This window comes from Collinsella sp. AM36-4AA (assembly GCF_003467795.1).
Lineage (GTDB): Bacteria > Actinomycetota > Coriobacteriia > Coriobacteriales > Coriobacteriaceae > Collinsella.
On the sequence record NZ_QSHS01000010.1, the window covers coordinates 15,304 to 32,713 of the forward strand.

Below are 17,410 nucleotides of genomic sequence, written 5' to 3' on the forward strand. Positions count from 1 at the left end.
GGACATACCAATCGACCAAAATAGCCTTAACAGTTTACCACTTGGCACTCGTTTTTGACCATTAGGGAAGTTCGCGCTTGACAACCTCGACGATGTCGTCAACAACGCGCTGGGTCAGCTCGTGCGTCTCGGCCTCGGCCATCACGCGGACCAGCGGCTCGGTACCGCTCGGACGCACCAGAATGCGACCACGGCCGTCAAGTTCCTTCTCGGCAGCAGCGACGGCATCCCAGATGGGCTGGCAATCGTCCAGACCAGCCTTGTTGTCGGAATGCACGTTGACGAGTACCTGCGGGTACTTCTTCATGATGCCGGCAAGATCGGTGAGGGTACGACCGGTGCGCTTGAGCACGGCCAGCAGCTGCAGAGCCGTCACCAGACCGTCACCGGTGGTGTTGTGCTCCAGGAAGATGATGTGGCCGGACTGCTCGCCGCCGATGACGGCGCCATCCGCGAGCATACGCTCCAGAACGTAGCGATCGCCCACGGCGGTCTGAACCATTTCGAAGCCCTGCTCCTTCATAGCGATGGAGAAGCCCAGGTTGCACATGACGGTCGAGACAATCTCGGAGTTGGCGAGCTTGCCGCGGGCGGCGAGGTCAGAACCGCAGATAGCCAGGATGTAGTCACCGTCGATCTCATTGCCCTCGCCGTCCACGAACAGCACGCGATCGGCGTCGCCGTCGTGGGCCAGACCGATGTCAGCATGGGTGCGCAGCACGAGCTCGCGCAGGGGCTCAAGATGGGTGGAGCCGCACTCAACGTTAATGTCGGTGCCACAGTAATCGGTGTTGATGGCATGGACCGTGGCACCCAGGCGCTGCAGCGCGGCGGGCGTAGTCTGGCAGGAAGCACCGTGACCGCAGTCAACGGCAACGACCAGGCCATCAAGCCTCAGGCCATCAAGCGTATCGATGGCGTGGTCGACGTATGCCTTGCGAGCGTCCTTCATCTTAATAATGTGGCCCACGCCGGCGCCAGTCGGCAGCGTATCGGCAGCCATGGCTTCCTCGGACATGACCCAGGCGCTGATCTCCTCCTCGACAGCATCGGGAAGTTTCATACCCTTGCGGCTAAAGAACTTGATGCCGTTGAACTCCGGCGGATTGTGCGAAGCGGAGATGACGATGCCGCCGTCGAGCTCGTTCTGGACGGTGAGCAGCGCCACGGCAGGCGTGGGGATGACGCCGCAGCAGTGCGGACGGCCGCCCTCGGCCATGATGCCGGCAGTCAGAGCGCTCTCGAGCATGGTACCCGAAAGACGCGTGTCGCGGCCGACGCAGATATCCGGACCAAGGAACTTGGTCGCCGCGCGGCCCAGGCGAAACGCGAGGTCGCACGAGAGGTCGGCATTGGCGACGCCACGGACGCCGTCGGTACCGAAGATGTTCTGGGGCATAGGATCGCTCCTTCCCTAGCAGGCGATATGCAACCGCCCACCCTAGTCGAAAAAGAAAAGCGGGACCCGCCGAGGAATCGGCAGGCCCCGCTTGTACATTGTATCTCGTAAGGAGATAAAACCTTAGCGCTTGGAGAACTGGGGAGCGCGGCGGGCCTTCTTGAGGCCGTACTTCTTGCGCTCGACCACGCGAGCATCGCGCGTAAGGAAACCGGCCTTCTTGAGGTCAGCACGGTAGTCGCCAGCGTTCAGAAGAGCGCGGGCGATGCCCAGGCGCAGAGCGCCGGACTGACCGGAGATGCCGCCGCCATCGCACAGAGCGATGACGTCGAACTGACCGGCGGTGTCGGTCACCTTGAAGGGAGCAAGGGCGTTCTCAACGAGCTGATGACGGCCGAAATACTGCTCGGCGTCACGCTTGTTGATGGTCACCTTGCCGGTGCCGGGGACGAGACGGACGCGGGCGACGGCGTTCTTACGACGGCCGGTACCCTGGTAGACAACGGTGTTCTCAGCCATCTTTAAGCCTCCAGCTCAATCTTCGTGGGGTTCTGGGCAGCGTGCGGATGCTCGGCACCAGCGTAGACCTTAAGCTTGGTCATCTGGGCACGGCCGAGGGTGGTCTTGGGCAGCATGCCGCGAACGGCGCGCTCGATGACCTTCTCCGGGTGCTTCTCCATAGCCTGGCGGAAGCTCTCAGCCTTGAGGCCGCCGTTGTAGCCGCTGTGGCGATAATAGGTCTTCGTGTCGGCCTTGTTACCGGTAAGCTGGACCTTATCGGCGTTGATGACGACAACGAAGTCGCCGCAGTCGCTGTTGGGCGTGAACTGGGGCTTGTTCTTACCGCGCAGGATCATTGCGATCTGGGTGGCAAGACGGCCCAGGACAGCACCATCGGCGTCGACGAGAACCCAGTTGCGCTGGACCTCGCCCTGCTTGGCGTAGTGAGTCGATTTCGAAATCACTTAGACTCCTCCATGTACAGTACGTGTTGTTACAGAGATTCACGGGGCTCTGCAAGTAACCCGTCCATATTACCCCGCTCGCCGTACGAGTCAACAGGTATTTTGGCTCCAACCAGAGTTTCTGCACATGTCATCCACGAGCCGTGACGTTGCAGCGCTAGCGCTCGACAAATGCCTCGATATCTCCCAGCAAGCGCTTTGCCTCCTGGCGGCCCTGGATATACAGGTCGAGAAGCTTGGCCGGATCATGCTCGACATGGCCGACCTCGACCGGCTTTTGCGGAGCGATGACCAGCGCGCGGCCCTCGCGCTCATACTTCCACAGGTGCATGCGCTGGAGGTTATAGCGGTCGTGGCGCGTCTCGATAGCCTCGAGCAGGTAGGGGTAGTCGGCATAGCGGGCGCGCGCGGCAGGCATAAACTCGTAGGGCTTTTTCTCGTACGAGCGGTCCTGCGTGACAATGACAACCGCGCGCTCGAAGCCGGCCTCCTCCAGCACATGCTCGATAGGAACCGAATCGGCTACGCCGCCGTCGACGTATTTGTGCCCGTCAATCTCGACCGGCGGCGTCACCAGCGGCAACGAGGTCGAGGCACGCACGGCGTCGAGGTCGAGCACGGCGCTTTTGACCGGCAGGTATGCGGCAGTTCCAAAGAGCATGTCCGTCGCGACGGCGTACATCTCGATGGGGCTCGCGTCGAACGCCTCGTTGTCAAAGGGATCCAGGCGGTCCTGGATATCGTTGAAGATAAAGTCGTAACCCACGATGGAGCCCGTGGATGCGAAGGATGCGGCACCCATGTAGCGGTTGTCATTGCAGAAGGTCAGGTTGATGCGATTGACGCGACCGATCTGGTGTGACTTGTAGTTGACGCCGTTGAGCGCACCGGCCGATACGCCGTACACCGCCGGAATTTCGACACCGGCCTCCATGAGAACGTCGAGCACGCCGGCGGTAAACTGCCCGCGAAAACTGCCGCCCTCCAAGACGAGCGCGACCTTGCCGGCGTTCTTTGCCTTATCTTCTGCAGTCATATTGACCTCCTGCGATTGCGTTTTGGCTTTCTTCTACCCAGTTTTGGGATGGAGGGCGCGCAGGTTTTTCGAGGCGGCAGGTGAAGCGGAAAGTGTGTCCCAGTTTGAGGCGGGATTACGGGATGCGCTTTCCGCTTGGACCGCCGTTGGGAAAGCGCGACCCGTTCTGAGCGCGGATTCCGGGATATACTTTCCGCTAGCCATTCATTTGGAAATTGCATCCCATTCCGAATGAAGATTCCGGGATGCAGTTTCCGCTTGAGGCGTCATCCGGAAACTGCACCCCAGTCTGAGCCGGAATTCCGGGATGGATTTTCCGCCTGGGCCGCCGTTAGGAAAGCGTGTCCCACCCTGCGTTGCCGTAGCGTTTGCTTAACGTCCGCGCCCTAAACAGAGTTCGATTCTCCGCGGATGAAGGGGATCTGTCGGCGCGGGGCACAGCCAGCAGAAATGCCGTCGGCAGCACATCTGTTTTGGCTGGGGCTTTGCGCGAAGAATCCGCGTGTTTGCTTCGCGAACACGCACCGGCTTCGGCCGGCTGCCGCCGCCCTCGCCCGCGGGCTACAAACGCTTCGCGTTTGCTTAACGCCCGCGCCCTGCATAGAGTTCGATTCTCCGCGGTACGGACTAGAAATAAAAAGACAGGTAGATACGAATATCTACCTGCCTGTTACTTATGGTGGAGGCGCGGAGAATCGAACTCCGGTCCACGAAAGCCCCCTGATTGGCATCTCCAAGCTCAGTCGCTGGTTTAGTCTCGGACGCCTTGCGCGCAGCGACACGCTCGTGACGTCCTAACCGGTTCGGTCTTAGCCCACGCCATACCGATTACGTGCGCAGGAGCATTCCCCTAAGATGACGTCGCGCCGGTGTCGGGGAAATCACCGGGTTGACGCGCCGCTATAAATTAAGCAGCGAGAGCCATAGGCTCAAAAGAAGAGTTGTTGTCAATTCAATTTGACGGTACCCCTGTTTAACGAGGCGAGGAGACCTCGGCTTGCTTCCTCTCTCAGAGCTATCGTGTCGAAACCAGTCGCCCCCCGAATGTCGGGAAAGTCTGGATGGTATCGGGCCTGCAAACACCCGATAACCGTCGACTTTTCAAGGAACATACGGGGCGAGCCCCGCTTGTGGAGTGTTATCTTACCACGTTCTGAAAGCGGACAGCTGTTCTATGCACGAGCTGTGAAGACCCCAATGTGCGCCGCACTTCGCACTTTTGTTACCGATCGCGTCACGTATATTTTCGCCAAGCAAAATTGACCCGTCGAAAGGACCGTTATGGATACCAAGCAGCAACTCGTCAATGCCCTCGCAGGCCTGGGCTCAACCATTACCGAAGCTATGGATGTCATCGAGGGCTTTGTCCCCTGCGGACATCCCGCCCTCACGGTATCGAACGCACTCGTTGCGCTGGACGTTGACGATGATGCAGCTCTCGCCCAGCAGCTTGAGACCGTCGAGGGCTTTATCGACCACGTGAGTGAGAACCGCGGCGTGGCCGCCTACCACGGCATCGAGGTCGAGCTCGCGGGTCCCAAAGCCGATCTGCTCGCAGCAATCCGCGAGGTAGGCGCCCTTATGCAGACCGCAGGCGTCAAGAACACCCAGGTCAACGAGTGGGTCTACCGCAGCCTGGCAGCACTCGACAGCTCCGACGAAAAGGCAGCCGAGCAGCTCGCAGAAAGTCCCACCATCAAGGCCGAGCTTTTGTAAATAGCAGACGCGGGCCCCTTGGCGCATCGTCGTCCAAGGGGCCCGCAAACAGTTCGCGTCAACCGATAACCGCGCTGCCGCGTTTGGCCAAAGCAAGAATCGGCATCATTTGGCGCGGGGTCTTTGCTGCAAGATCGGCATGTTCGAGCAGCTTGCGATCGTTGGTCACCAAGTAATCGACCTGCGCGCGTTTGCATGCGGCGAGTACCAAGTTGTCCTCGTAATCGCGATGGAGCGCTAAGTATTTGTCGGCCAGCCAAAGGTCCGACGCATCTGCACCCACGGCTGTGGCGTTTTCGGTCATATTCCGAACAAACGCCAGCGCCGCATCGCCAATCGCGCGGGCAGAAGCCTCGTCGAGCGCTCCCCCGCTGGCAAGAACGCTACGCTTCAGCTCGTGTTGGACAACGTACAGCACGTCCTTGGCGATATGCACCGGAAAGAACAGCAATGCCCCCGTCTCCGTCGCCTGTCCAATAAACGCACGTGCGGCAAGCGACTCGGCATGGTCGGCGCAAAACGAATCAACCCATACGTTGGCATCCACCATTATTTTGAGGGGAACCTCGCTCACAGGATCATCCCCTTTTGGCGATAATGCTCATCCATGGCTTCGGAATAGATTGCGTCCCAACCGCGATCGTCGGATGCGGGCGGCGCAACGATGCCCAAATCTGCATAAAGCCGGTCTGCCGCTGCCCACGACGCGGCGAACGGAGTATCGTGCGCGACGGTCTGCTGCCGGTCGTCGACGGCCGCAAGCACTTCCTCGCACTGCCCGCCACCCTGCGCGACCTTGGCCACCACCTTTTTGATGAGCTCGGGCAGTGACCCGCCCGAAAGTCGCAGTACCTCCTCGGCACGATTCTTGACCTGGCGATCTACGCGAACATTCACCTGCGCCATGCCGCTAACAGCACCCACGTCGATCCCGCCCCCTTCAATTGCTAGCTCTGCTAGCCACACTATATAGAGAAGCTAGCACATGGTCAAACGCAAAAGGCCTGCGCCCAGACGACACCGATGCCGTCTGGGCGCAGGCCAGATAACGTGGGCGAACACGTCTGCTAACGCAGGTACGCCTTTGCGTTGCCCAGGCTGTAGGCAATCGTCGAGCCGTTGTGCAGCAGCGACGACGCTTGCGGGGTAATCGCGCCGGTAATGCCCAGCGCCAGGAGCGCTGAGTTGGTGAGCATCACCTTAGAGTAGGAGCTCGTCAGACGATCAACGAGGCCCTGACTCATGCGGCGCAGGCGCACGATCGCGGCAAGATCCGTATCGGTCAGGATGATGTCGGCAACCTCCTTGGCGATGTCGCTTCCGCCACCCATCGCCAAGCCCACGTCGGCCAAACCGAGCGCCGGCGAATCGTTGACACCGTCGCCCACCATGGCAACGTGGCGCCCCTCGCCCTTAATGCGCTCCACATACGCGTACTTGTCCTCGGGCAGCAGCTCGGCCTTAAACTCGTCGACCCCCGCCTCGCGAGCAATGCGCTCGGCCGTGCGCTCCGAGTCGCCCGTGAGCATAACGGCATGCTTAACGCCCAACGCGTGCAGGTCGGCGATGGCCTCACGGACCCCGGCCTTGAGCGGATCCTCGATGCCGAGCACGCCGACGACCTTTCCATCGACCGCCAGATACAGCGGCGACAGGCCCTGCATCTGGGACTCAATGCGCTCCTTAATGTCGGAATCGAGCTGCGCGCTCTCGTCCTCAAACACAAAGTGTGCCGAGCCGATAATCGCGCGACGCCCTTCGATGGACGAAGCAATACCATGCGCCACGATGTACTCGACCGCAGCATGGCGCTCGCGGTGCTCGAGCCCGCGCTCGCGGGCGGCGTTGACCACGGCACGCGCCACCGGATGCGGGAAATGCTCCTCCAGGCAGGCAGAAAGGCGCAGGACCTCGTCCTCGCTCCAGCCGTCGGTCGTCAGCACGCAAGCCAGGCGCGGCTGCGCCTCGGTGAGCGTGCCAGTCTTATCAAACACAATGGTGTCGGCCTTGGCAAACGACTCAAAGTACTTCGCACCCTTGACCATAACGCCCATCTTGGCGGCATCGCTCATAGCGGTCATGACGGCAACGGAACCCGTGAGCTTGAGTGCGCACGAGTAGTCGACCATCAGCGCCGCCGAGGTCTTGATGAGGCTACGCGTGGTGAGAGCGACAAGACCCGCGAGCAAGAAGTTCCACGGGACGATCTTGTTGGCGAGGTCTTCCATGTGCGACTGGCCCTCGGATTTGAGTGAATCGGCCGTCTGCACGAGCGAGACGATCGAGCGGAGCTTGGTCTGAGCCGTGTTGGTGCGCACGCGCACCAAGATGCTGCCGTCTTCCACGACGGTCCCGGCGAACACGTCGTCGCCCACGCTGCGCTCGACGGCCAGTGGCTCGCCGGTCAGGGTCGCTTGGTTGACCATGGCGCTCCCCTGCTCGACCACGCCGTCAATGCAGATGGACATGCCGGTGCGCACGGCTACCAAGTCGCCAGGCTCAAGCTCGGTGGCGGCAACGCTTACCTCGGTGTCACCGACCACTTTTTGCGCCTTATCGGGCACGTCGAGCAGCGAGTTGATGAGCTCGTTTTCGCTCATGGCGCGCGTGTAGTCCTCGAGCAATTCGCCCACGTTAAGCAGGAACATCGTCTGGCCCGCGGTGTCAACATCACGCTTGACGAACGAAATGCCGATGGCCGAAGCGTCGAGCACGGGAACGGTCAGGCGCGGTTGCGCGAGCTCGTGGAGGGCGGCGCGCAAAAAAGCCATGTAACCGGCCACGACAAACACCGCACGCAGGGGCGTCGGCAAGAACCAGCGGCGCGCGTAGTGGGCGCCGATAAGTGTGGCAAGATCCATGACGAGTTTGTGCTTGCGTGGCTCAAGCTGCATCACGTAGCCCGACTTGGCATCGGCGATAGCTTGAGCATCGAGTGCGTCCAAGGCGTCGAGCACGCTCGCACGACACTGTTCGTCGTACTCCAGCGCCATCTGGCCAATGCGGCCATACACGCGCACTTTGCGCACGCCGTCGATTTCGCCGCCAAGCTTAAGAAGTGCATCGAGATCGCTCTCTGGCACAGGACCCGCCAATTGAAGACGGGTCCTGCCGGGGATCTCGCTAATAATCGAGAATCTCATAGTTTGTGCCTGGGAGCGTTACTCGGCTGCCTCGTCAGCAGCGGCCTCGCTCTGGGTGATGTAGGCAGCCTCGGCAACCATGTCATCGACATTGGCCTTGGCCTGCTCGACCATGTCCTGGTAGCCGTTCTTGATGCGCATGCCGCACGCAATGCCCTGCACGCAGGCATTCTTTACCGGAGCGCTGGTAAGCAGCTTGATGCCGGCCGTGCCAAGCAGAAAACCGCCACCGACAAGCAGGGTATTGAACGTCGACTTCTTCATGTTGCTTCTCCCTTTTGCCGCATTGGACGCGGCACGGTACCTCAGCACTCGAGTAAACAAGTTTGCTCGAGCACACTTTTGAAATACCTTAATTCTATCTAACTATCTAGGTCAGCCATGGCTAACCTTTTGAAAATTAACGATGCGGAGTAACCGATTGTCAATGTGACAAAGGGACTATCCCTTTGTCACATTCTTACAGCTGCCAGGTAGCTGCTTCCTTTTGCAGCGCCACCATGCGGGCGAATTCTCCACCTGCCGCCTTGAGCTGCGCCGGAGTGCCCTGCTCGGCAACCACACCATCCTTGAGTACAACGATTTTGTCGGCATTTTCTACCGTACGCATACGGTGGGCAATAACGATAACCGTCTTACCTGTAAGCAGACGGGAGAGTGCCTGCTGTACCACGGTCTCGTTCTCCACATCCAAACTCGCCGTCGCCTCGTCCAACAGCACGATAGGCGCGTCTTTGAGCAGCGCGCGGGCGATGGAAATGCGCTGGCGCTCTCCGCCGGACAGCTTGGAGCCGTTCTCGCCAATCATCGTGCCATAGCCCTGCGGCATGCGGCTCACAAACTCGTCGCAGTTGGCGGCACGCGCGGCAGCAAGCACTTCCTCATCGGTGGCATCACGACGCCCGAGGCGGATGTTTCCCATCACCGTGTCGTCAAAGAGCAGCACGTCTTGGAACACAATGGCGTAATCACGCAGCAGTACCTCGGGATCGACGCTTGCAACATCCACACCGCCCACGGTAACCTTGCCCGCGGTGGCATCCCAAAAGCGCGCGGCAAGGCGGCTCACCGTGGACTTACCGGAACCCGAAGGACCGACCAGCGCCGTAACTTCGCCTTCCTTGGCGGTAAAGCTCACATCGGTAAGAACTTTCTCGCCGGCGCGGCCGTCCTCGCCCGCACCATAGCCAAATGCCACGTGATCGAACACCACATCGTGGCCCACGGGCTCAAATTTCTCGCTACCCCGCGCCACAGGCTCTTCCATGATGGAACGCATGCGCTTGGCAGACGACTCGGCGGCAAACAGCTCGGACATTAACATTAACGCCTGGTCAAAGGGTGCATAGATACGGCTCACCATAAGCAGGAAGGCAAACATCACCAAAAAGTCGACCTGGCCGGAGGCGACCATCGCAGCGCCCGTGACCAACGTGGTGGCAATCCCCAGGCGCAGGATGGCAAAGGCGGAGTTGACCAAAAGCCCGTTGGCGAGCTCGCCTTTGGTGGTCTCGCGCTCCTCGGCATCGATCACGGCGTTGAGTCCCTCAAGATAATGGGCCTCCTGGTTGGTGGCGCGGATCTCGCGCACGCAGTCGAGCGTCTCCTGGATCGCCTCGGTGACCTTGACCTTCTCGGCGCGCATGCGGTCGAACACCGGGGTCATGGGCCCGCGTGTCAGATACAGCACGGCAAAGGCCACGGGCACGCTCCAAAACGCCGCAATCGCCAGCTGCCAGCAAAAGAACAGCGACGCCACGAACACGATGGCACTTGCGATGATGGCACCCCAAAGCTCTCCCAGCACATGACTGTAGGCATGCTCCATAGTCTGAACGTCGCCCATGATGGTTTCGGTTAGATCGGCCAGATCACGACGGCCGAAAAACGACAACGGCAGTTTGCGCAAGCGCTCGGCAATCCCCATGCGCTGCTTGCCGCATTCCTCGTAAAAGATGCAGTAGGTGTAGTAATACTGCTGCCAGTTAGAGGCAAAGAACATCACGAAAAAGACCAGGAGACCGCCCACGATAGGCAGTGCACTCGGCAGATCGGCTCCACTGGCGAGATGCTCGACAAAGCCGGCCATGACCAGGAATAAAAAGCCCATGCCGGCCATGGTAATGAGATTGGTGAGCGTGGTCCAGAAAATGCCGCGTTTTACGCCGGCGACGCCTTTATCGGATAGGAAATACTTCTTTTGGAATGAGGCGAACATTTATGCCTCGCCTCCCTTCGTGACGGCGGCATCCGCGGTCGCTGCAGTGATTTTCCAGCTCGCGGCCAGTTCGTATTCGGCCCACATCTTGGCGTATAGACCCTTTTGGGACAGCAGCTCGGCATGGGTGCCGGCCTCCTGCACGCTGCCCTGGTTGAGCACCACGATCTTGTCGGCCCCCACCACGGTCGAAAGCCGGTGCGCGATCATAATGACTGTGCGACCCGCCGCCAGTTTGCTAAAGGCACGCTGGATGAGCGCCTCGTTCTCGGGGTCGGCAAACGCTGTGGCCTCATCGAGCACCACGATAGGTGCGTCTTTAAGGATCGCGCGGGCGAGTGCCACGCGCTGTACCTCGCCGCCCGAAAGATATGCCCCTCCAGCACCGAGCATGGTGTTAATACCCTGCGGGAGCTTGGCCACAATGTCGTCGCACTGAGCTGCGGAGAGGGCCGCACGCACTTCGTCGTCAGTGGCCGTAGGCTTGGAGGCGCGCACGTTATCGGCAAGTGTTTGCCGGAACAGTTGGTTGGTCTGAAACACAAAGGCGACCTGGTCCATGAGCTCGTGCGGATCCATGTCGCGAACGTCTACGCCGCCCACAAGCACGCGACCCGAGGAAACATCCCAAAAACGCGGGATCAGGCTTGCGCAGGTTGACTTACCGCCGCCCGAGGGACCAACCAACGCAAGGGTGCTACCTGCGGGAACGCTAAAGCTCACATGATCGACGGCAGGCGCTTCGGCACCCTCGTAGGTAAAGCTTACATCCTCAAAGCGCACATCGCTGCCGATAGGGTGCTTGGGCTGGGCAGGCACGGAGAGCTGCTTGGAATCCATAACGCTTCGGATGCGCGCCAGCGAATCGGCACTCATCTGAGACGCCTCGCCCACAAACATGAGCTTGGTCATGGCCGTCGGCACCACGGCCGAAAAGATCGCGTAAAACGTGAAGTTGACCATAAAGTGCGCGAAGTCCGTCTCGCCCGGCGCCAACAGCAACGCCACGGGCAAAAGAAATGCCACGAGGCCATTGAGCGCGGTAAGGTTGAGCACCTGCGGGCCTCGGCAGAACGTGCCCGCATAGCTTTGCGCCATGTCGGCGTATTCGGCGATCGCATCGTGAAACGCCTTAAAGGAGTAGACCGTCTGCTGGAAGACCTTGACCACGGGGATGCCGCGTACGTATTCGGTGCCGGTCTTGTTCATCTTGACCAGCGCGCCCATGTAAGCCTTCATAAACTCGGCGCCCTTGCCGCTCATCATGGTGGCCATGGCGCAAAACGAAACGACGACCGAGATTAGGCATGCCGCACCCAAACGCCAGTCGAGGGCGAAAAGCAGCACGAGCAGGCCCACGACCATGGCGGTGGCGCCGGCGATATCGGGCAGCATGTGTGCGAGCAGCGTCTCGGTGGAGGCAGCGCATCCGTCTACGATACGGCGCAGCTCACCGGTGGCGTGCGTGTCAAAGTAGCCGAGCGGCAACTTGAGCAGATGCTCGCTCGTAGCCTTGCGGATATTGGATGCGCAGCGAAACGCGGACAGGTGCGTGCACATGAGTCCCACAAAATAGACCACAATGCTCGCCAGGGCAAAGCCCACAGCCCACCAACCATACATCGCGATATTGGCGGCCTCGCTCCAGTTGGGCGCCACGGCGATAAGATCTCGCGCAACAAGCCAGATGCACACGTACGGGCCAAAGCTCAGCAGCTGCGAGAGCGCCGAGAGGGCCATGCCCAAATACGTTAGGAATTTACGGTCACCAGCATATGCAAGTAGCTCGCCGATGCCGCCACCTTCCTTTTTTGATCCCTTTGCCATGAGATTCCTTTCTAACGGCTTGAGAGTTAACCGTAAGAAACTTATCATGGGCGTGTTAGCCAAGGCACACAATTGGGCCAGGCGTGGACGTTTTCGCAAATGAAGGGGACGCTTTTGAAAATGCGGCGGGCGGCGACCGACATAACCGAGCTCTACGCACCGCAGTTTGAGCAGTTTGGCCTGGAGCTTACCGGCAAGGGCGCCGTCTTTACCGGCGAGGTGGCAAACGATCGGGCGCACGGACGCGCATGGATCATGCCTCTCTCCCCCGCCTGCATCGTTATGGAGCATTTCATTACCCCGATGCACGATATGTACCTGGCCGAATACACACCCGAACCGTACGCGTGCGTGAGCGAGGTCAGCGCGCCCACGCTCATGTGCATGCCCGAAGCCGGCATAACGCCTGCGAACCTTAAACCCCTGCATGGACCGTGGCCAAACAATGCTGTGTGCAGCTTTATCCAAGATAACTGTGGCGAGGAGTTAAGCCCACTGTTTGCAGGGCGGCTCTATCACTCGCGCTCGGTGCTCTTTTTGCCTGGATATTTTGACGAACTGGAGCACCGCTATCCCACCGAGTTCGCAGGGGTCTTTGAGGCGTTTGCCGAGCCATGGCACGAGGAGGCGACGTCTGCCATCTGCCACACGTTGCGCAGGATTAACGAGGACCGCGCCCGCACCGTAGGCGGACACGTCTATATGCAAGGCATCGTGGAGACCATGGTCGCGGAGCTCGCCTGTTCGCGCGCGGCCCACAAGCAGGCGCGGCAGGCGGCAGACACACGCGCCAGCGTGACCATTGCCGAGGAAGCGGCGGCAATGATTGAGCGCGCGCTCGACAAAGGCAGGCGTGTGGGTATCAACGAGGTGGCCGAGAGGCTCTACACAAGCCGCTCCAAGCTATGCGCCACCTTTAAGGCCCAAACTGACGAGTCCCTGGGCGCCTACATTCGCAGACGCCGTATGGAGCGAGCACAGGACCTTTTGGCCGATAGCGCGCTCACGATAGCGCAGGTGGCAGAGCGTCTAGGCTACCCTCAGCAGGCCGCCTTCGCCCAAGCCTTCAAGCAACACACCGGCACCACCCCCACCGCTTGGCGCTCCCAACATATATAAAGAACGAGGGCGCCATCGGCGCCCTCATTCACCAAATTCAATCCAGCCCACCTGACCCGAACGGCCGAGTCGTCTGGCCGGGGAAGCCCCGAGTCGCCGGGGTGTTTGCTCCAAATGAGTTCCGCATGCAAAGAAGGCCACTAAATGTGGCCTTCGTCTTGCATAGGACTGTTTGAAATTTGGAGGAAATACCCCGGCGACTCGGGGCTTCCCCGGCCTCGCAGCTACGAGAGCGACGTTCTCAGCAACTCGTTGAAGAGCTTCGGGTTGCCTTTGCCGCGGCTCGCCTTCATGCACTGGCCCACCAAAAAGCCGATGACCTTCTGGTTGCCGTCACGATACTGCTGCGCCTGATCGGCACAGTTCGCCAGTACCTCGTCCACGATCGGCTGCAGCGCGCCGGCGTCGCTCACCTGGCGCATGCCGCGCTCATCGACGATCTTGTTGGGGTCGTCGCCGGTCTGGGCCATGGCCTCAAAGACCTCGTGCGCCTGGTTGGAGCTGATGGCGTCGGTCGCGAGCAGCTTGGCAAGCGCTGCCACCTGAACCGGCACAATGCCGGACTCGGCCAGCGACACGCCCGCGCCCTTAAGGTAGGCGATCATCTCGTTGACCAGCAGGTTTGCGACCGTCTGCGCCTCCTTGCCAGCCATGCCGGCAGCGGCGGCCTCAAAGAACTCGGCAAACTCCGGGTCGCCGGCGATCTGCTCGGCATCGGCCGCCTTAATGCCAAAATCAGCCTCAAAACGGGCGCGCTTGGCATCGGGCAGCTCGGGGATCTCGCCTCGGCAGCGGTCGATAAACTCGTCGTCCAAATCAAACGGCGCCAAATCGGGATCGGGGAACAGACGATAGTCGTCGGCCGTTTCCTTCACACGCATGACCACGGTGCGCTTGCGGCTGGGCTCCCAGTGGCGGGTCTCCTGGTAGATAATGCCGCCCTCCTCGAGCACCTCGGCCTGGCGGCAAATTTCGTAGGCAAGGCCGTCATGCAGGCTCTTAAACGAGTTAAGGTTCTTGAGCTCGGTCTTGGTGCCCAGCTTGGTCTCGCCGCGGCGGCGCAGCGACACGTTGCCGTCGCAGCGCATGGAACCCTTCTCCATGGAGCAGTCCGAAATGCCCAGCGTCACAAAGATGCGACGGAGCTTCTCCATAAACAGGCGCGCCTCCTCGGGCGTGCGCAGATCAGGCTCAGTCACGAGCTCAATCAAAGGCGTGCCGCAGCGGTTGTAGTCGACGAGCGACTCGGCCGCGGCGGTAATGCGGCCCTCGGCGCCACCCACGTGGACCATCTTGGCGGCGTCCTCCTCCATGTGGATGCGCAGGATGCGGATGGGCACCGTGTAGGAACCGTCCTCGCGACGCTCGGGCATCTGCAGGTTGGACGCGTCGTAGCTGGCCAGGTGGCCGGCGCGCTGGTTGCCCTCGCGCATGGTCGACGTCATGGACGTGGACAGGCCCTCGGCGTTGGCCGAGGCACTCGCCAGGCTCTGGGCCTCGGCCTCGCCAAACGCGCAATCGGGGCGCTCGGCGGCACCACGACCGGTCACGTCCAGGTCCAGGTGGCCGTACATGGCAAAGGCGACCGGACCTTGCGTGGTCTGGAAGTTCTTGGCCATATCGGGATAGAAGTAGTGCTTGCGGTAGAACATCGAGTGGCGCTGGATCTCGCAGTTGGTGGCGAGACCGGCCTTGACGATGCTCTCGATGGCGCGCTTGTTGGGCACCGGCAGCGCACCGGGCAGGCCCAGGCACACCGGGCACACGTTGGCGTTGGGCTCGTCATCGTGGCTGAGCTTGCAGTTGCAGAACATCTTGGTATCGAGTGCGGTGAGCTCGGTATGGATCTCCAGGCCGATCACGGCCTCCCAATCCTGCAGAACCTCGGAAAGCTCCTTCATTACAGCTCGCCTCCCTTCCCGGCAAAATCGGGCACGACGGAAAGCACGGGCGCACCCGTGGCGGCATCGGCAAAGCCGCGCTCCAGGGCGCGGGCAAACGTGAGCAGCTGACGGTCCTTAAACGCCGGACCCACCAGCTGGGCAGAAACGGGCAGCTGAGTGTCCTCGCCCAGGCCCAGCGGCACCGAGATACCGCCGTTGCCGCAAATGTTGAGCGAGATGGTGTACAGGTCGGAGAGGTACATCTGCGTGGGGTCGCTGATCTCGCCAAACTTAAAGGCCGTGCGCGGCGAGGCGGGCATCAGGATGGTGTCCACCTTGGCATACGCGGCGTCGTAGTCCTGCGTGATGAGCGTGCGGGCCTTCTGCGCGGCATAGTAGTACTTGTCGTACACACCCGAGCTCAGCAGGTAGGCGCCGAGCATCTGACGGCGCTTGGCCTCGGCGCCAAAGCCATGGGCGCGCGAGAGCGAACTCTGGTCGGACAGGTTGGCGCAGCCCTCCTCCTGATAGCCGTAGCGAATGCCGTCGAAACGGGCCAGGTTGGAGAACGCCTCGGCCGGGCCGATGACGTAGTAGGCAGCGATGGCGGCGTCCAGGTGCGGCAGGTCGACCTCCACGAGCTCGGCGCCCTGGTTCTGCAGCTCTTGGGCGGCGCGCTGAACAGCGGCCTTGACCTCGGGCGTCAGGCCCTCGGCCTCCATAAACGCGGGGATGATGCCCACGCGCTTGCCCTCGATGCTGTCGTTGAGATGCTCGGTAAAGTCGACGGCACAGTCCTGGCTGGTGCAGTCATACGGATCGTGGCCCGCACCGGTAAGCGCGTTCATGGCCAGCGCGACATCCTCGACCGTGCGGCCGAAGGGGCCAACCTGGTCGAGCGACGAGCCGAAGGCAACCACGCCGTAACGGCTCACGGCGCCATACGTGGGCTTAAAGCCCACCACGCCGCACAGCGACGCCGGCTGGCGAATGGAGCCGCCGGTGTCCGAGCCCAGCGAGAGCGCGACCTCGCCCGCGGCGACGGCGGCAGCGGAGCCGCCCGAGGAGCCGCCGGGCACGCGCTCGGTATCCCAGGGGTTGTTAGTGCGATGGAACGCCGAGCTCTCGGTGGAGCTGCCAAAGGCAAATTCGTCCATGTTGACCTTGCCCATGGGCAGGCAGCCGGCGTCGAGCATGCGCTGAACGCAGGTAGCGGTGTAGACGCTCTGGTAGTCCTCGAGCATACGGGAAGCGCAGGTGGTGCGCGTGCCCACGAGGTTCATGTTGTCCTTGATGGCCAGCGGCACGCCCGCGAGCGGAGGCAGCGGCTTGCCAGCGGCACGGTCGGCATCCACGCGCGCAGCGGCCTCGAGCGCAAGCTCGGGCGCCACCTGTAGGAATGCCTGGACCCCGCCCTCGCGCGCCTCGATGGCGGTAAGGGAGGCCTGGGCCACCTCGGTAGCGGTAAAGTCGCCGGCGGCAACGCCCGCGGCGATCTGGGCGGCGGTAAGGGAATCGAAGCTCTGCGCCATTACTCGCTCTCCCCCTCTCCCAAAATGGACGGCACGCGGAAGTAGCGCTCACGCGCGCTGCCGGCGTTTTCGAGCGCGACGTCGAGCGGCAGGTCGCGCTCGGGCTCGCGCAGGTCATCGCCCATCACGTTGGACAGGCTTCCGATGGGATGGAACGTGGGCTCCACGTCGGGCAAGTCATATTGCAAGACGGGCTCGAGCATCTGGACGGCGTCGTTCATGTAGGACGTCATCTGGGTGAGCTCGTCATCGGTCAGTGCGATCTTTGCGTACTCGGCGATGCCTCGCACGTCTTTCTCGCTGAGTGCCATAGGCGCTCCCTTCCGCATAACAGTTAAACCGCTCTAGTATACAGGGCAACGCCGCTTGGAGCAGGTGCTTTACCCAAATGCAGCGAAAACGTAACGAGGGCGGCGGGCTGGCAGGCTGCGGGCTGGCGGTTCTGCAGCGAAACCGCACCGTCCATAGCGAAAACCGCGCCGTCCGTAGCGAAAACCGCGCCGTCCGTAGCGAAAACCGTCTCGCCCGCAGCAAAAGCATCACAACATTCGATGCTTTTCGCCAAAATCGAG

Annotated in this window: 16 protein-coding genes and 1 other RNA gene; 2 read left to right on the plus strand and 15 right to left on the minus strand. The window is 61.3% G+C overall.

What is annotated here, in order from left to right:
• Positions 1–61: 61 nt before the first annotated feature.
• The 5 genes from glmM to ssrA form a co-directional block, all read right to left on the minus strand.
• Complete coding sequence (gene glmM / locus DW850_RS04645; protein WP_117637848.1) at positions 62–1,399, minus strand: phosphoglucosamine mutase; 1,338 nt, start codon at positions 1,397–1,399, stop codon at positions 62–64.
• Between the two features lie 123 nt (positions 1,400–1,522).
• Positions 1,523–1,918, minus strand: coding sequence for a 30S ribosomal protein S9 (gene rpsI / locus DW850_RS04650; RefSeq protein WP_022094634.1), 396 nt, complete (start codon positions 1,916–1,918; stop codon positions 1,523–1,525).
• A 2-nt stretch (positions 1,919–1,920) separates the two neighbouring features.
• Complete coding sequence (gene rplM, locus DW850_RS04655) at positions 1,921–2,364, minus strand: 50S ribosomal protein L13 (RefSeq protein ID WP_022094635.1); 444 nt, start codon at positions 2,362–2,364, stop codon at positions 1,921–1,923.
• 157 nt (positions 2,365–2,521) lie between these two features.
• A complete protein-coding gene (locus DW850_RS04660; protein ID WP_117786385.1) occupies positions 2,522–3,400 on the minus strand; it encodes a patatin family protein in 879 nt (292 codons plus the stop codon).
• 677 nt (positions 3,401–4,077) lie between these two features.
• Positions 4,078–4,441, minus strand: a transfer-messenger RNA (tmRNA) gene (gene ssrA, locus DW850_RS04665).
• 240 nt (positions 4,442–4,681) lie between these two features.
• Here ssrA and DW850_RS04670 point away from each other — a divergent pair.
• Positions 4,682–5,116: a hypothetical protein gene (locus DW850_RS04670; protein ID WP_117786386.1), complete on the plus strand. Its 435-nt coding sequence runs from the start codon at positions 4,682–4,684 to the stop codon at positions 5,114–5,116.
• A 58-nt stretch (positions 5,117–5,174) separates the two neighbouring features.
• Here DW850_RS04670 and DW850_RS04675 read toward each other — a convergent pair whose 3' ends face one another.
• The 6 genes from DW850_RS04675 to DW850_RS04700 all read right to left on the minus strand — a co-directional run bounded on the left by DW850_RS04675 (position 5,175) and on the right by DW850_RS04700 (position 12,304).
• Positions 5,175–5,690, minus strand: a complete 516-nt coding sequence (locus tag DW850_RS04675; protein WP_147349588.1) for a PIN domain-containing protein — start codon at positions 5,688–5,690, stop codon at positions 5,175–5,177.
• Entirely contained in the window at positions 5,687–6,040 is a 354-nt protein-coding gene (locus DW850_RS04680) for a hypothetical protein (protein ID WP_147349589.1), read from the minus strand. Before DW850_RS04680 ends, DW850_RS04675 begins: the two co-directional genes overlap by 4 nt.
• A gap of 143 nt (positions 6,041–6,183) precedes the next feature.
• Entirely contained in the window at positions 6,184–8,199 is a 2,016-nt protein-coding gene (locus tag DW850_RS04685) for a heavy metal translocating P-type ATPase (RefSeq protein ID WP_233540616.1), read from the minus strand.
• A gap of 78 nt (positions 8,200–8,277) precedes the next feature.
• Positions 8,278–8,523, minus strand: a complete 246-nt coding sequence (locus tag DW850_RS04690; protein ID WP_055250999.1) for a DUF6110 family protein — start codon at positions 8,521–8,523, stop codon at positions 8,278–8,280.
• A gap of 196 nt (positions 8,524–8,719) precedes the next feature.
• Complete coding sequence (locus DW850_RS04695) at positions 8,720–10,477, minus strand: ABC transporter ATP-binding protein (RefSeq protein ID WP_117786390.1); 1,758 nt, start codon at positions 10,475–10,477, stop codon at positions 8,720–8,722.
• Entirely contained in the window at positions 10,478–12,304 is a 1,827-nt protein-coding gene (locus DW850_RS04700) for an ABC transporter ATP-binding protein (protein WP_199570252.1), read from the minus strand.
• 120 nt (positions 12,305–12,424) lie between these two features.
• Between DW850_RS04700 and DW850_RS04705 the strand changes: the two genes are divergently transcribed.
• On the plus strand, positions 12,425–13,423 hold the full coding sequence (locus DW850_RS04705) for an AraC family transcriptional regulator (RefSeq protein WP_233539892.1): 999 nt from the start codon (positions 12,425–12,427) through the stop codon (positions 13,421–13,423).
• A 224-nt stretch (positions 13,424–13,647) separates the two neighbouring features.
• Here the strand turns inward: DW850_RS04705 and gatB are convergent, their stop codons facing one another.
• The 4 genes from gatB to DW850_RS10390 form a co-directional block, all read right to left on the minus strand.
• The gene (gene gatB, locus DW850_RS04710) at positions 13,648–15,324 is read right to left on the minus strand and encodes an Asp-tRNA(Asn)/Glu-tRNA(Gln) amidotransferase subunit GatB (protein WP_117786392.1); all 1,677 of its coding nucleotides are present in this window, start codon (positions 15,322–15,324) and stop codon (positions 13,648–13,650) included.
• Positions 15,324–16,838 carry an Asp-tRNA(Asn)/Glu-tRNA(Gln) amidotransferase subunit GatA gene (gene gatA, locus DW850_RS04715; RefSeq protein WP_117786393.1) on the minus strand — a complete coding sequence of 505 codons (1,515 nt, stop codon included), beginning with the start codon at positions 16,836–16,838 and terminating at the stop codon, positions 15,324–15,326. Before gatA ends, gatB begins: the two co-directional genes overlap by 1 nt.
• Positions 16,838–17,149 carry an Asp-tRNA(Asn)/Glu-tRNA(Gln) amidotransferase subunit GatC gene (gene gatC / locus DW850_RS04720; protein ID WP_117716772.1) on the minus strand — a complete coding sequence of 104 codons (312 nt, stop codon included), beginning with the start codon at positions 17,147–17,149 and terminating at the stop codon, positions 16,838–16,840. The genes gatA and gatC overlap by 1 nt, the downstream gene beginning before the upstream one ends.
• A gap of 23 nt (positions 17,150–17,172) precedes the next feature.
• Positions 17,173–17,410 (minus strand): hypothetical protein (locus tag DW850_RS10390; protein ID WP_233540617.1); only part of this gene is annotated, 238 nt, incomplete at its 5' end.

Excerpts from the sequence above, each read along its gene's own strand:
- DW850_RS04700 (WP_199570252.1), bottom strand. The coding sequence starts at position 12,304 with ATGGCAAAGGGATCAAAAAAGGAAGGTGGCGGCATCGGCGAGCTACTT.
- DW850_RS04695 (WP_117786390.1), bottom strand. The coding sequence starts at position 10,477 with ATGTTCGCCTCATTCCAAAAGAAGTATTTCCTATCCGATAAAGGCGTC.
- gatB (WP_117786392.1), bottom strand. The coding sequence starts at position 15,324 with ATGAAGGAGCTTTCCGAGGTTCTGCAGGATTGGGAGGCCGTGATCGGC.
- DW850_RS04705 (WP_233539892.1), top strand. The coding sequence starts at position 12,425 with ATGCGGCGGGCGGCGACCGACATAACCGAGCTCTACGCACCGCAGTTT.
- DW850_RS04660 (WP_117786385.1), bottom strand. The coding sequence starts at position 3,400 with ATGACTGCAGAAGATAAGGCAAAGAACGCCGGCAAGGTCGCGCTCGTC.
- rpsI (WP_022094634.1), bottom strand. The coding sequence starts at position 1,918 with ATGGCTGAGAACACCGTTGTCTACCAGGGTACCGGCCGTCGTAAGAAC.
- gatA (WP_117786393.1), bottom strand. The coding sequence starts at position 16,838 with ATGGCGCAGAGCTTCGATTCCCTTACCGCCGCCCAGATCGCCGCGGGC.
- gatC (WP_117716772.1), bottom strand. The coding sequence starts at position 17,149 with ATGGCACTCAGCGAGAAAGACGTGCGAGGCATCGCCGAGTACGCAAAG.
- DW850_RS04690 (WP_055250999.1), bottom strand. The coding sequence starts at position 8,523 with ATGAAGAAGTCGACGTTCAATACCCTGCTTGTCGGTGGCGGTTTTCTG.
- DW850_RS04670 (WP_117786386.1), top strand. The coding sequence starts at position 4,682 with ATGGATACCAAGCAGCAACTCGTCAATGCCCTCGCAGGCCTGGGCTCA.
- glmM (WP_117637848.1), bottom strand. The coding sequence starts at position 1,399 with ATGCCCCAGAACATCTTCGGTACCGACGGCGTCCGTGGCGTCGCCAAT.